This is a genomic window from Palleronia pontilimi (genome assembly GCF_016412875.1).
Classification (GTDB): Bacteria; Pseudomonadota; Alphaproteobacteria; order Rhodobacterales; family Rhodobacteraceae; genus Palleronia; species Palleronia pontilimi.
On the sequence record NZ_JAEKPD010000013.1, the window covers coordinates 88395 to 101739 of the forward strand.

The window sequence follows — 13345 nt, forward strand, 5'->3', positions numbered from 1 at the left end:
GTCTTTTCGATATCTCTTGCTGGCGCTGCCGCGCGACTTCTATCAAAAGGCCGATGCAGAACTGCTGATGTAGCGGATCAAAGTAGGGCGAACGTGCTGCACGAGACCCTTGCGCTCGGGATCCTGCTGGCAGGCTGCAATCAGGGACGTCTGTGGGGCGCCATCCTGCGCAATGGAAACTGCGCGGGCCTAGTGCTTGATGCGGATGCAACACCCGGTGGGGCGGCGGTCCGGCTTGAAGCCTGGTTGCCGGGCGCGCTGGCCGCGGATCCACTGTACGACGGGATTTCATCGAAAGACGCTTTTCACTGCAGGCTTTGGGCCAACGTGCGCCCGAATTCTACCGCGTCGATTTCACGGAGCGTTCGTGACATGAGTACGGGCCGCCTAGCTGCGCGGTGCCGATCGCCGCGTGAACGCCATCGTGCGCCGGGCAAGCGAAAGATCGGCCAATGACGCACGCGCGACCGGACTGACGGTACTGGCGCACCTGGCCGCCGCCTTTCCGCCGGATCGGCCGATCCTGTATGCCAATGCCTTGCGCAAATCCAAGAACGTGCTCGAGGTCTTCGCCTAGAAGGACGCGCAGACCTGGTCGATCACGGTGTTCCTGCCCGATCGCGGGCTGTCTTGCGTGGCCTCCACCGGCAAAGGGCGCCGCGATCTTGAAGTGGCTCTGAACCTGCCGGGCAAGTAGATCGTGGTCTTGGTCCGTTCCAGTCCGGACGCGAGGGCGGCCCCCAAGCCGGTCGAGCAGGTCGCCCGATCCGACCGGGCCAAATCCGGTTGAGCATCGCGTGCCAGATCACGGGTCGGGGATCGCGACCCCGTTGAAATAGTCGCTGGTGCGCTGCTGCGCCGCCGTGACGATCCGCATGACCGATGGCAGCGCGGTCGCGGGGAAGGCGAAATCCAGGGTGTCGATCTGGAAGGCCCTGTCGCCCGCGATCAGGGGCACGATATCCTCGAGCGCGCCGGTGCTGCGCGACGATTGCGACTCGCCCGTTCCGAACGCCGCGTGTTGCGCATAGGCGCCCAGGAATTGCGCGAAGTTCCGGATCCGGCGCGGGCGGCCCCCGTAGTCGTGCAGCGCGAAGGACAGCGTCTTTGCCAGCGCGCCGCGCCGATGGGCGAAGGCCGTGCGCGGCAGGTTGTTCATGTAGCCACCGTCGACCCAAACCCCCTGCAAGGCGCGGGCGCTCAGGTTGCGCGGATGCCCCGCGGGGGCCGCGAAGGTCTGCGCGGTCGCGCTGTCGATGCGGACGGGCTTGAACGCCACCGGGATCGACATCGAGATCCGGGCCGCCGCGGCGACCGGCATCTTCGGCGACGTGTCGGCCGAGAAGAAGCCGGTCTTCCCGGTCGAAAAGTTCGATCCCGTCAGCACCAGATCGCAACGGAAGATCCGGCGATGCTCCGCGAAGGTGATGTCGCCATCTTCGGGGCGCCGCGCGCGGCCCTGCTGGGCTGCCACCTTGCGGGCGATGAGCGCGCGAAAGAGCTCGTGCGCCGCGATGCCCGAGAAGATGCCCCAGTGGCGGTAGATGTTGAAAAGATAGTGCAGCAACCGCGGGCTGCCCAGTTTGCGCAGCAGCGTATCGGTCGGCGCACCGATCCCGGCGCTGCGCCTGAGCACGGCGTTCAGCGGGTAGCTGAGCGGGCCCGGCAGGACCCGGGACGTCCAGGCGGCATGGTCATCCGTGGATCGGCCCACCAGGGCCGGAATGGGCGCGGGATGGGCGGGCTGGTCGAAGAAACGGTTGAAATCGTAGCCGCCGAACAAGAGGCGCTGGAAATCGGCGGGCCTGAAGCCGCAACTGAGCAGCACCGCCGTCAGCGCCCCCGCCGACGACCCGGCGATCCCCTTGATCTGGCCATCGGGGTCAAGCCGGTGGCCCGCGTAGCGCAGCACGCCGCGCCGGTTCAGCTCGACCAAGGCGCCCAGGAAGACGATGCCCTTCCCGCCACCGCCCTCGAAACACAGGTATTCGACCGACGGCGCGGCGATCCGTTCGATCGCCGTGGGACGGGTGTCTTCGTGGCCGTTGAGCTCGTCTCGCATGATGCGCTCCTTCAGGCGATGGGTTCGGGTGTTTCGATCCGGTCCGGGCCCTGCGCGGGATGCGCCGCGCGGTAGGCGGCGAGCGCGCGCTGCGCCCGGGCCCGGCGCTCGGCGAAGACGGCCTGCGCTTGCGGATCGGTGCGGGCGCGACGGCGGCGGCGGCCCGGACGGGCGGGATCGGGTTCGAGCAGCCGGCCGGGGATTTCGTAGATGTAGACGAAGTCGTCGGCCGCCTGGTTCACCGTGCGGCTGGCGTCGCGCAGGTTGCGCAGCAGCGTGCGGAACCCGGCCGTGTTGCCCAGTTCGCTGACCAGCACGTCGATCTGCACGTCCATGAAATAAAGAACGTAGGCCCCCAGCGTGACCCCCCGGTAGCGATGCGCGAAGGGCAGCCGCCTGCGCCGCGCGGTGGTCCATTGGGCAAGGCCGACCCCGGGCAGACGCGGCCCGCGGCCCAACCGCCGCGAGCGGTCGCGCACTTCCTGGGCGCTGAAGCGCCGCCGGGGACCGCGCAGCGCCAGCGCCAGGCGCGGGGTCGCGCGCGCGGCGCTTTCCAGGCGTTCGGGCAGGATCCCGGACTCGGACTCGAGATTGCCGACGATCCCGGCGGCGGCGTTGACCGGGAAGCGGTAGTGGTCGATCAGCCGCTCCATCACGTGGACGCGGCGCTGGTCGAGCGGCACCTGAACCCAGTCCACGATCGGGCCCAGGCGGCGCAGCTGGCGCCGGGTGATCGCCGCCGCCGCCGAGGCGGGCGCGGATTGCGGGAAACCGCAGGCCGCCGACGGCCCGGCCACCCCGCCGCTGAAGGCGGTCTCGCGCTCGCAGGCGATCAGGTGCGCGATGTTCAGCCGGTTGCGCGCGTCGTCCGGTCCGATCATCGGCGATGTCGGCGCGGGCGTGCTGCGATTGGCGGTCAGCTGCGCCTCGACGAAGCGCCCGACCGTCTGCCAGTCGCCGTCGCCCAGCGGCATGGCGGCCACGAGCTGGCGCGCCAGCGGGTCGAGCACGGAGTCGCTGACGCGCGTCTGCCGCGGGATGGGGTGGGTTATGGTGGGTGTCCCCTGGATCCGATTGCGCCGGTTCAGAAGGGCCTGCGCGCAGGCGCGGGCGGCCGCGACGGGCTGGTCGGGCAGTGCCACGGCGTTCAGCGCGCTTTGGTTGGGGGCCAGGGCACCACCGCCGTCGACCGGCACCTGCCCGACGCTTACCCAGCTTTCCACCACGCGCCATTCGCTGGCGCTGATGCGGGACGCGAGCTGTTCCGCGGGACCGCCTGCTTCGCGCGCGGGACGGGCGGCACCGCGCCGGGCGGCGCGCACCGCGGCCGCGGCATCCAGGCGCCCCCAGGCGCTGCGCAGGCCGACCTCGTCGATATTGGCCGCCATGGGGCGGGCCGTGCGGCGCAGGATGTGTCGGATCTGCGCCTGGCTGAGCGTCGGCGCGGCCTGCAGCATCAGCGCGACGGTCCCCGTCACGTGCGGCGCGGCCATCGAGGTCCCGTTCATGCGCGTCACCTCGCGGCCCGTGGCCCGCGCCGAGGTGGCGGAGCGCGCCGACACAATCGCCTCGCCAGGTGCGGCGATCAGCGGCACCGAGCGGCCGTCCCGCGCGGGCCCCGCGGACGAGAAGCGCGTGAAGGCGTAGGGCGGATCTGCACGATGGGCCGCCACCTGGATCGGCCTGCGTCCGTGGGCGATGGTGCCGCCCGTGGTGCTGTCGCTACGCGGCCCGCGGGTGAAGCGGGTCTGGTTGCGGCTGCGTCCGTGCCGCTCGAGCCAGGCGTGCCACGTGCCGGTGACGATCCGGCGGGGCGCCAGCCCGGCCTGCCAGACGCCGTCGCTGCCAGACCCTTCGTAGAGAAAGACGTCGATATGGGTGTCGCCGTTGCCCGGATCGTCCAGCCGGTGATAGGCGCGGCCAAGCACGACGCCGTCCTTTTCCAGCACGACCCGCGCGCCGGGCGGCACGTCCCAGCGCGTGCCATCGGGGGCGGTGATCTCGAAATCGGTGGTGTCTTCGCCGTTCAGCCAGACTTCCAGTTCCTTGGTGCCCGTCGCCGCCGGTTGCACCCGCCAGGCGAAGCGGGTGGTCTGTCCGGGGCGCAGGGTGCCCGTGCAGTGGATGTTGCCGCCGTAGTAATTGCCCGCGCTCTGGACGATGGACACGCCGCGGCGGGTGTCCAGCACGTGGTCCATGGCCTGCTCGATCAGCGTGCTGCCGTCGTGCGGGCCACCGTGGCGACCCATCGAGATGTTGACGGCGGCGGGCCGGTCGCCCGCGCTTTGCAGGATGAAGTCCAGCGCTTCGAGCACACCCACGCTGTCGCCGAAATTCAGCAGCCCCGACGTGTCGCCGCTGTCCACGTGGACGAACACGATATCCGCGTCCGGTGCCATGCCGACAGGACCGTCGCTGTCCAGGCCGCCCGCGGCGATGCCGAGCACGTGGGTGCCGTGGCTGGGATGCCTGCGGCCATCCGCGCCGCGCGACGACGGCATGTAGCCCAGCGCGCGATAGGGGTTCGCCTGGCGCAATGCCCGGTCCAGGTGGCGCGTCTTCCAGACCCGGCCCTGGTCGAACGGATCGGGGGACAGCCCGGTGCGGGCGCGCGCGCCCTGATGCCAGAGCGCTTCGATCCGGCTGGCCCCGTCGGGCTTGCGGAACGCGCGGTGGGCGAAATCGCAGCCGTAGTCGATGACGCCAAGCACGACGCCCGCGCCGGTCTCGCGGACCTGTGGACGGCGCACCTGGCCGCTCCGGGTGGGCGGGGTCGTGCCGGGACGCGACGCGGGTTCGAGCCCGCGCGCGGCTTTCAGCGAGCGCACCGAGGCATGGCTTCGCGCCGCGAGGATATCGCTGCGGCGCAGACGGCAGGTCAGGATGTCGCCGAAGCGGCTGACCGGGCGCAATGTGGCGGGCGGGCTCATGCCGGGATAGAGGCGCACGAGGGCGCGGATATCCTCGTCCGCGGCGCCACGCTCGATCTCTTCCCAAAGTTGCGGGTCCATCTGCGGCTCCCTTTCACGATGCCTGGGGGAATGGGGGCGCGGGACCGCAGGGAACGGACCCGCGCCGGTGTCACTTCTTCGTCCGGGCGCTGTCCGACGCGGATTTCTGGTCCTGCTCGAGCGACGCCATGCGCTGGTTCAGCGTCTCTTGCGTGGCCGCCACGTCCTGCAGGCCCTGGTCCAGCCGATCCATCCGCTCGATCACGTCGGACATCTGCGCATCGGGCTGGGACCCGGTCGGCGCTTGTGTCACGACCACGTCGCCCGGCCCGTTATCCGCCGGGCGCGGTGGCGGCGACATCGCTTTCAGCCGGGGCGCCAGCGCCAGGGGCAGGACGATCGCGGCGGTGGAATTGTCGCGCGCCACCGCGGCGTTCAGGATGCCCAGCCGCATGGCGGCGGCCTGGTTGAGCTGTTGCGTCCGGCCGACGATGAGGCCGGTGGCAAAGGCGTTCATGTTGAAACTCATGGCACCCCCCTATTGCTTGAGGAGCAGCATCAGCATCAGCGGGTTGTCGAACCCCGTGCCGCCGCCCGATGATCCCATCATCAGCGGAAGCAGCGCCGTCAGCTCGTCGCCCTTCCGATCCAACGAGACCTGTTGCAGGTTGCCGGTCCCATCGAGCTTGACGTCGGTGACGTCGTACTGGGCCGATCCCGAATCCAGCAGCGACATCAGAAGGCTCAACTGCCGCTGATCCGCCATTTCCTTGCGGATCGCGGCGATTTCCTTCGACTGCTTGCGATTCAGCCGATCGACATTGCCGAGACGCGAACGGTTGGACGAGATCCGCCGGGCGTTGATCTTGATTGCGGCGCCGTTGCGGCGGATGTCGCGGCCGACCCGGGCCAGGCTCTTGCGCAGCTCGGTCCGCTTGACGTAGCCGCGCAGCTGGCGCTGCAGATAGCCCGTGCCACTGCCCGTCTTCGGCTTGCCGCGCCGGCGGCGGCGACGGCGGCGGCCGCGCCGCTCGGCGTCGTCATCGTCGTCTTCGTCGAACTCGAGGACGCCTTCGTCGAAGTCGAACTCGGCCGCCTCGTCTTCGTCGAGATCTTCGTCGAATTCGTCGTCATACATGTCGTCGTCATCGTGGAATTCGTCGAATTCCAGCTCGTAGTCGTTTTCGATCAGCTCGGGTTCCATCGTGACTTTCTCCTTTCAGTCAACTTGGCTGCGGGTGGCCGCGACGGACATGCGTCCGATGGCCGAGGGCGCCTGCGCATCCGTGGGCCGGCGGCGCGGGCGTTTCAGCCGGTCCAGGACCGGCAGAACGAAATAGTCGAAGGCTTCGCGGTGCGGCGGGCGACTGCCGGGCAGACCGTCTCCGTCGCAATCGGGGCACGCGGGATCGCCGCCAAGGCAGCGGGGGCACGCGCCAAGGCCCTGGGCCACGTGGGCCAGCACGGTCTCGAGCCAGCCGATCCTGAGATCGGCCCGTTCCAGCAGGTCTGCCGCATGTGACGGGATCTGCGTTTCGCTGTCCGCACCGGGATCCGACGGTGCGCCTGGCGCGTCGGGCGGCGGGGTGTCGCCGGACATCATCGCCTGCAGCAGGCTGACTTGCTCGGCCGAGATCCGGCCGCGGGCCTTCAGCACCTCCAGGATCGCCGCGGGGCCTGACGGCAGGCTGGCGGCGAGATCGGGCAGCGACGCGGCATCTGTGGAATGGGTCATCGCGGTGTCCTCAGCCATGGGGGAAAGTGGGGCCGTAATCTTCGTTCCAGGTGTCGAAGACCGAGGCCGGGTCGGGCGCCTGGTAGACCAGCGCATCGAGCGCGGCGGTGAAGGGATGGGTGGCGGGGTCGGTTTCGGCCAGCGCCTGCCAGATGGCCGCGCCGTCGGGGAAGGCCGCCGCTTCGCCGTAGCCGGTGCCCGCGCCCGCCGCGCAGGCATAGGGCAGGACTTCCAGCACCGCTTCGGGCCGAACCGGGGTCTGCATCCGTCCCACCGGGACGCTTTGTCGACCCAGCGCGCCTGCCCCCAGCGCCATCAGCGCCTGGATGATTTCGGGCCGCGACAAGAGCTGCAACAGCTGCAGCGTCGCGGCCTGCGCCTGGGGCGCGCGGTGTTGCGGCATCATGGGGGATGGCGCGGCAGGGCGCGGCTGGGCCGGGCTGGGCTGCGCTGGGATGGGCGCGGGACTTGGGCCTTGGCGGCGGGCCTGTTGGGATTGCCGATAGCTCATCGCACCGCCGCCCAGCGCGCCCAGCGCGGCGCCCGCCAGCATCCCGTAGGGACCAAGCGCCGCACCCATCGTGGCACCCTGCATCGCGCCGCTCAGCGCACCCGGGGCCGCCTGCCCCGCGACCCGGCCGACGCTGCGCAGCCCTTGCGACAGGCCGCGGCCGATATTTCGCAGGTCCAGCTCGAGCGCATCCAGATCGACGCCGGGCACCACGTGGTATGCCGCCTCGGCAAGTTCGCTGTCGGACAGGCCGACCAGGTCTTCGCGCAGGACGCTGCGCAGGGCCGGGTAACGGCTTGCCGCCGGAAAGGGATCCTGGTGGGCGAATTCGCTATGGGTCACGGCGTGGCTCCTTTCGGGTTCGGGCCTCTTGCAAAGCGGCGCTGCTTTCCACGATCAGCCGCCGAAGCTCGGCGAAATCGCGAAACGTCTGCGAGACATTGGTTTCCAGGCAGCGCAGGTGCCCGCCGGGACCGTCGGACATCCGGATTGCGAGCTGGCGAAGCGGGATGCGGATCACGAAGGTCGCGCGGCCCTCGCCGGTCTCGGTCGTCACGATTCGTCCCCTGTTCCGACTCGTTTCCCCGACGCTGGCAGAGCCCGGTCACGGCAGGCTCAACCCGGCTCACCGGAGTTTCACGGGGTGCGGGGGACAGGAAAAATCTGCGCGGCGCCCCGCTCACCGAGGGGGCCGCGGGAAAAACGCTTTGGCCGCCACAACTGCAGCGGTATCGTTGCGGCATTCGCTTATTTCTTCAGAAATCGCGGAATTTTTCGATGCCTGACCTGACAATTCGCCATTTCGGCGGTCTTTCTCTTGCGTCCCGAAAGACGCCCGTTCAACTTCCGGGCGATTTCCCGGCGCCGCTTCTTGGCTTTCTCACGCTGCATCTGGGCAAGCCCGTCGCGCGGTCGATGATCGCGGGGACGCTCTGGCCGGATCTGTCCGAGCACCGCGCCCGCCGCGCGCTGAGCACCGCGCTGTGGCGACTGACCAGCGTCGAGGCGCTGGCGCCCCACATCCTGCGGTCGCGCAAATCGGTGCGGCTGGGCCGGGGCGCGTCGGTCTGGTCGGACCTGTCGGCCATGACCCGTCACCTGGCCAGGTCGCTCGGCTGTGCTTCGCGCGCCCCGCGCCAGGCCGCGGCCCGGCTGGAACGCGCCATCGCGCTGGCCGAGGGCGGCCCGGCCTTCGCCGAGCTTCCCGGCGACTGGGCCGCGGAGGCGCGGTTCACGCTGGAAAATGCCCAATGCGACGCGCTGTTCCTGGGCGCCCGGATCGCGTCCGAGCTGGGATGCGGCGAGAGGCTCAATCGCTACGCGGCGCGGCTGCTGCGGCTCGAGCCGTACCGCGAGGACATTCGCCGCTTGCAGATCGAACATGCGCTGGCCGACGGGCATCGCCTGTTCGCCCGGCATCTTTACGAGCAATACGTGGCAATCATGGAGCGTGAATTCGGCGAACGGCCCGGATTTGCCTTCGCCGATCTTGCGCCCGACCAGCCCGAACGCGGCGCGCGCCCCGATGCGTTCGGCCCGGCGCTGAGCGCGATCCGCGCGCGGCTGGGACGTGTCGAGCGCGCGCTGGCCGAGCGCCCGAACGCCCGCGACGCGGGGGCCGGTCGCACCGCCTTGGCCTGAGCTGACGGAGGGCGGGCGCGCCTTAGCCCGGTCCGGCCGGGCGCGTTTTCGGGGCGGGCAGCACGTCGGTCACGCCGCCGCGCGTGAACAAGTCGGCCCGCGAGATCCAGGCGACGATGGCTGTGACGGCCAGCAGGATCCAGGTGTCGAAGGGCTGCGCATCGGGCCAGAGCGGATTGATCAGCTGCCAGTGAAACAGCATGGGCCAGAGCAGCGATCCGCCCGAGCCGTTCAGGATCGGCGTCACCAGGATGGCCAGCACCACGTTGCCCACGAAGAACGGCACGAAATTCCAGTCCGCGAAGACGGTGCCCGCCAGGAAGAAGGCGGGCAGGTGCCACAGGCCCCAGGTGGCGCCGACGGCCGCTCCGGCCCAGAACGGGGCGACGCGGCGCTGGAGCAAGGGCTGCAGCACACCGCGCCAGCCAAGCTCTTCGACGGGGCCGAGGGCCAGCATCGTGAAGAGCGTGGCGACGACCGCGCCCGCCCCGCCGGGGGGCAAGGGGGCCAGGACGGGGCCGCCTTTCATCAGCGCGCCCGCGACGAAGACGCCGGGCAGGACGACAAGGATGAAAAGCGGCCAGACCCACGGGATCCTCCAGATCAGCAGGCGCGACAGCAGCGCGCGCGGCGCCGACCTGCCGCCGTAGAGCGCGGTCACGGCAAGCCCGGCGATCGCGGGCGACCAGGTGGCCAGGAAGAAGACCGGATGGGTGCCGCTGAGCGGCCCGAGCAGCGCCGCGGCACGCGCGGGCAGCAGGATGTAGAAGCCCATGAGCCCCCACGTGATCAGGAAGGTCAGGCCCAGGAAGGGCAGGATCGCGCGGGTCGGGATCGGCTTTCGCGCGGCGGGGGCAGCGACGACTGACACGGCTGGACCTCATCTGCGGGGACGTGCGGACATGGGGCCAGGATGCGGCGCGCCGGTGCGGGGCGCGGTGATCCAGATCAAGCCGCAGCCGCCCGCGCGTGGTCCCTTGAAACAATGGCGCGTCTTGATGAAACGTAAGGACGCGCGCGCCGGACGGGCGCAGATTGGTGTGACCATGCGGCCCCCCGATCCCGGGCGCGCGCAGGCAGGAGGGTCCGAGTGCCGAGCGATACCGCGCAACCGCGCCATGCCGAGACCGCCCAAAGGGTCGTCGAGGATCTGCAAGCGAAGCCCGGCACCGGCCTGACCGGCGAAGAGGTGCGCGCGCGGCAGTCGCGCCACGGTCTCAACCGCCTGAGTCGGCAGCACAGGAAAGGCGCCTGGCAGATCCTGCTGCACCAGGTGCGCAGCATCATCGTGTGGCTTCTGGGCGGCGCGACCCTGCTGTCCTTCACGCTGGGGGATGTCGCCGAAGGGGTCGCCATCGCCTGCGTGCTGGTCTTCAACACCGCCATCGGCTTCATCACCGAACTGCGCGCCGCCCGCTCGATGGAAGCACTTCTGCGGATCGCGGAGGTCCGGACCCGCGTGCGGCGCGACGGCAAGGTTCAGATGGTCGACGCGCAGGACCTGGTTCCCGGCGACCTGGTCATCCTTGAAGCGGGCGACATCGTCAGCGCGGATCTGCGCCTGCTCGAGACCGCGGATATCCAGGCGAACGAATCCGTGCTGACGGGCGAATCCGCGCCGGTCGCCAAATCGACCGATCCGGTCCCGGCCGACGCGACCCTGGGCGATCGAAGCTGCATGGCGTTCAAGGGCACGGCGATCACCCAGGGCACGGGCGCGGGCGTGGTCACGGCGACGGGCATGGACACCCAAGTCGGCCGGATCAGCGCACTGGCCCAGGGCGCCGAGGCCGAGGTCGCGCCGCTGGAACGGCGGCTGGACCGGCTGGGCCACCGGCTGGTGTGGCTGACGCTGGCGCTGTCGGTGCTGACCATCGGCGCCGGGATCCTGCGCGGTCACGACATGGCGGTGATGATCCAGACGGGCATCGCGCTTGCTGTGGCCGCGGTGCCCGAGGGGTTGCCGGTCGTGGCGACGCTGTGCCTGGCGCGGGGCATGTTGCGGATGAACCGGCACAACGCGCTGATCCGGCAATTGTCGTCGGTGGAGACGCTGGGCGCGGCGACGATCATCCTGACCGACAAGACCGGCACCCTGACCGAGAACCGGATGAGCGTCGTGCGGATCCTGCTGGCCGAGGCCGATCTGGCGCTCGACTGGCACGGCAAAACGGCGTCCTTCACGCTGGACGACGGGGCGGTCGAGCCCGCGGCGGATGCCCGCGCGCGCTGGGCGCTGACGGTGGGCGCGCTGTGCACCAACGCCGATATCGGGGCGACCGACGGCGACGCGGCCAGCGGCGATCCGATGGAGATCGCGTTGCTCGACGCGGCGCGCGCGGCCGGGCTGGAAGCGTCGGATCTGCGGCGGACCCATCCCGAGCTGGCCGAATACGCCTTCGATCCCGAGCTGCGGATGATGGCGACCGAGCATGGCTGGGACGACGGCGTTCTGGTGGCGATCAAGGGCGCGCCCGAGGCGGTGATCGCGCGCAGCGGGACCGAAATGGGTCCGGACGGCCCCCGCCCGCTGACCGACGCGGCGCGCGCGGCATGGCGGGACCGGCTGGAGCGCGCCGCGGGACGCGGGCTTCGGCTTCTGGGGCTGGCGATGAAGCGGGCCGACGGCGCGGGCGACGATCCCTATGACGGGCTGACGCTGCTGGGTCTTGCCGGTCTCAGCGATCCGCTGCGCCCCGATATCCCGGACGCCATCGAGGATTGCCGCAGGGCGGGCGTGCGCGTGGTCATGCTGACGGGCGATCACGCCGCCACGGCCCGCGCCATCGCCGCGCAGGCGGGGATCGGCGGCGCGGATCCGCACGTCATGGAAGGCCACGAGATCGCGGGCCGCGATCTTGGCGCAGCCTCGCCCGACCTGCGCGCGCGCCTGCTGGCGGCCGACGTCTTCGCGCGGGTCGAGCCCGAGACGAAGCTGAACCTGGTCGCGCTGTATCAGCAGGCGGGACAGGTCGTCGCCATGACCGGCGACGGCGTCAACGACGCGCCCGCGCTGAAGAAGGCCGATATCGGTGTGGCCATGGGCAAACGCGGCACGCAGGTGGCGCAGGAGGCCGCGCACATGGTGCTGCGCGACGACGCGTTCCCGACGATCGTGGTGGCCATGCGCCAGGGGCGGGTGATCTACGACAACATCCGCAAGTTCGTCATCTACCTGATGTCGTGCAACGTGAGCGAAGTGCTGGTGGTCAGCCTTGCCATCGGCGCGGGCCTGCCGACGCCGCTGCTGCCGTTGCAGATCCTGTTCCTGAACCTGGTGACGGACGTCTTTCCCGCCTTCGCGCTGGGCCTGGGGCGTGGCGACGTAGGGATCATGCAGCGCCCGCCCCGCGATCCGAAGGAGGCCATCGTCGACCGGGCGCGCTGGTGGCTTCTGGGGGCGCTGGGGGCGATCATCACGCTGGTCACGCTTGGCGCTTTCGCGGCGGCGCTTTTCGGGCTGCGCCTTGCGCCCGACCAAGCCGTCACGGTCGCCTTCGTGACGCTGTCGCTGGCGCAGCTGTGGAACGTGTTCAACATGCGCGCGCCCGACAGCGCGGTCCTGCGCAACGAGGTGACGCGCAATCCGTACGTCTGGGCCGCGCTGGCGCTCTGCCTGACGCTGATCGGGCTGGCCCTGTGGATCCCGAGCGCGGCCGAGCTTCTGGGCCTGCCCGATCCCGGTCCGGCGGGCCTTCTGCTGGGCGTGGGGGCCAGCCTGGTCACCGTTCTGGCGGGACAGCCCGTGGTTTGGGCCATGGGCCGGGACCCCGCGCCGCAATTGGGCGGGCCGCGGGGCGCCGAGACCTGAGCGGTTGGCCCGGTCAGACCCGTTGCACCGCCCAGTCGGCCATGGCGGGAAGCAGCGTGTCGAGCAGTGCCTGGAAGGCGGCGACGATCGCGGCGGGCGCGTCGCTTGCCGCCGACCCGGCCTGCGCGAAACTGCGGGTGGCGATCACGCGCTGGTCGCGGTCGCGCAGCAGGGTCAGCGCCATGTCGATGCGCGCCGTGGCGCCGCCGTCGGGCCCGATATCCACCTGGAAGGCGTCCACGCGCACCAGCAGCGCCGTGTCAGGCACCGGGCCGCCCTGGGCCGGGCCCACGTAGCCGACGCGGCCCGTTCCCGAAATGCTGCGGATCAGCAGCGACTGGATCACCAGCGGCAACTCGTCCGTCCAGCGCGCGTCGGGCAGGTACGTCACCGACACCGCGTCGGGCTTGACCATGATGCGGTCGCTGGCAATGGCCGCAGGCGCGTCGGGCTGCGCCACCACAAGGGTGCGCGATGTGCGCCGCCCGGCGGTCGCGCCCGCGCGCGGCGACAGATCGTAGGTATCGAGCGGCTGGGACGCCGCGTCCAGCGACGCGAGCGCCGAGCAGCCGCCAAGCGCGCAGACACCGCCCAGGAGCGCCGCCCGCCGCGTCAGGTCTGAAGGGGGCATCAT

Annotated in this window: 12 protein-coding genes; 3 read left to right on the forward strand and 9 right to left on the reverse strand. The window is 70.6% G+C overall.

Going from position 1 to position 13345, the window contains the following annotated elements; all coding sequences use genetic code 11:
• Nucleotides 1-412: 412 nt before the first annotated feature.
• Nucleotides 413-577: a hypothetical protein gene (locus tag ILP92_RS13005; RefSeq protein WP_198916843.1), complete on the forward strand. Its 165-nt coding sequence runs from the start codon at nucleotides 413-415 to the stop codon at nucleotides 575-577.
• Nucleotides 578-805: 228 nt separating this feature from the next.
• Here ILP92_RS13005 and ILP92_RS13010 read toward each other — a convergent pair whose 3' ends face one another.
• From ILP92_RS13010 to ILP92_RS13040, 7 genes are all read right to left on the reverse strand, one after another.
• Complete coding sequence (locus ILP92_RS13010; protein WP_198916844.1) at nucleotides 806-2062, reverse strand: patatin-like phospholipase family protein; 1257 nt, start codon at nucleotides 2060-2062, stop codon at nucleotides 806-808.
• Nucleotides 2063-2073: 11 nt separating this feature from the next.
• Nucleotides 2074-5073: a phage tail tip lysozyme gene (locus tag ILP92_RS13015; protein ID WP_198916845.1), complete on the reverse strand. Its 3000-nt coding sequence runs from the start codon at nucleotides 5071-5073 to the stop codon at nucleotides 2074-2076.
• Between the two features lie 70 nt (nucleotides 5074-5143).
• Nucleotides 5144-5542 (reverse strand): hypothetical protein, encoded by a 399-nt coding sequence (locus ILP92_RS13020; protein ID WP_198916846.1) that lies wholly within the window; start codon nucleotides 5540-5542, stop codon nucleotides 5144-5146.
• A 9-nt stretch (nucleotides 5543-5551) separates the two neighbouring features.
• Nucleotides 5552-6217: a hypothetical protein gene (locus ILP92_RS13025; RefSeq protein ID WP_198916847.1), complete on the reverse strand. Its 666-nt coding sequence runs from the start codon at nucleotides 6215-6217 to the stop codon at nucleotides 5552-5554.
• 15 nt (nucleotides 6218-6232) lie between these two features.
• The gene (locus ILP92_RS13030; protein ID WP_198916848.1) at nucleotides 6233-6748 is read right to left on the reverse strand and encodes a hypothetical protein; all 516 of its coding nucleotides are present in this window, start codon (nucleotides 6746-6748) and stop codon (nucleotides 6233-6235) included.
• A gap of 10 nt (nucleotides 6749-6758) precedes the next feature.
• The gene (locus tag ILP92_RS13035) at nucleotides 6759-7601 is read right to left on the reverse strand and encodes a hypothetical protein (RefSeq protein ID WP_198916849.1); all 843 of its coding nucleotides are present in this window, start codon (nucleotides 7599-7601) and stop codon (nucleotides 6759-6761) included.
• Entirely contained in the window at nucleotides 7591-7815 is a 225-nt protein-coding gene (locus tag ILP92_RS13040) for a hypothetical protein (RefSeq protein WP_198916850.1), read from the reverse strand. Before ILP92_RS13040 ends, ILP92_RS13035 begins: the two co-directional genes overlap by 11 nt.
• Before the next feature lie 221 nt (nucleotides 7816-8036).
• On the opposite strand from ILP92_RS13040, the gene ILP92_RS13045 reads away from it, so the two are divergent.
• The gene (locus tag ILP92_RS13045) at nucleotides 8037-8900 is read left to right on the forward strand and encodes an AfsR/SARP family transcriptional regulator (RefSeq protein WP_198916851.1); all 864 of its coding nucleotides are present in this window, start codon (nucleotides 8037-8039) and stop codon (nucleotides 8898-8900) included.
• 22 nt (nucleotides 8901-8922) lie between these two features.
• Here the strand turns inward: ILP92_RS13045 and ILP92_RS13050 are convergent, their stop codons facing one another.
• Nucleotides 8923-9771, reverse strand: coding sequence for a CPBP family glutamic-type intramembrane protease (locus ILP92_RS13050; RefSeq protein ID WP_368667883.1), 849 nt, complete (start codon nucleotides 9769-9771; stop codon nucleotides 8923-8925).
• A 219-nt stretch (nucleotides 9772-9990) separates the two neighbouring features.
• On the opposite strand from ILP92_RS13050, the gene ILP92_RS13055 reads away from it, so the two are divergent.
• Entirely contained in the window at nucleotides 9991-12711 is a 2721-nt protein-coding gene (locus tag ILP92_RS13055) for a cation-translocating P-type ATPase (protein WP_198916852.1), read from the forward strand.
• 13 nt (nucleotides 12712-12724) lie between these two features.
• Here the strand turns inward: ILP92_RS13055 and ILP92_RS13060 are convergent, their stop codons facing one another.
• Complete coding sequence (locus tag ILP92_RS13060; protein WP_198916853.1) at nucleotides 12725-13345, reverse strand: ABC-type transport auxiliary lipoprotein family protein; 621 nt, start codon at nucleotides 13343-13345, stop codon at nucleotides 12725-12727.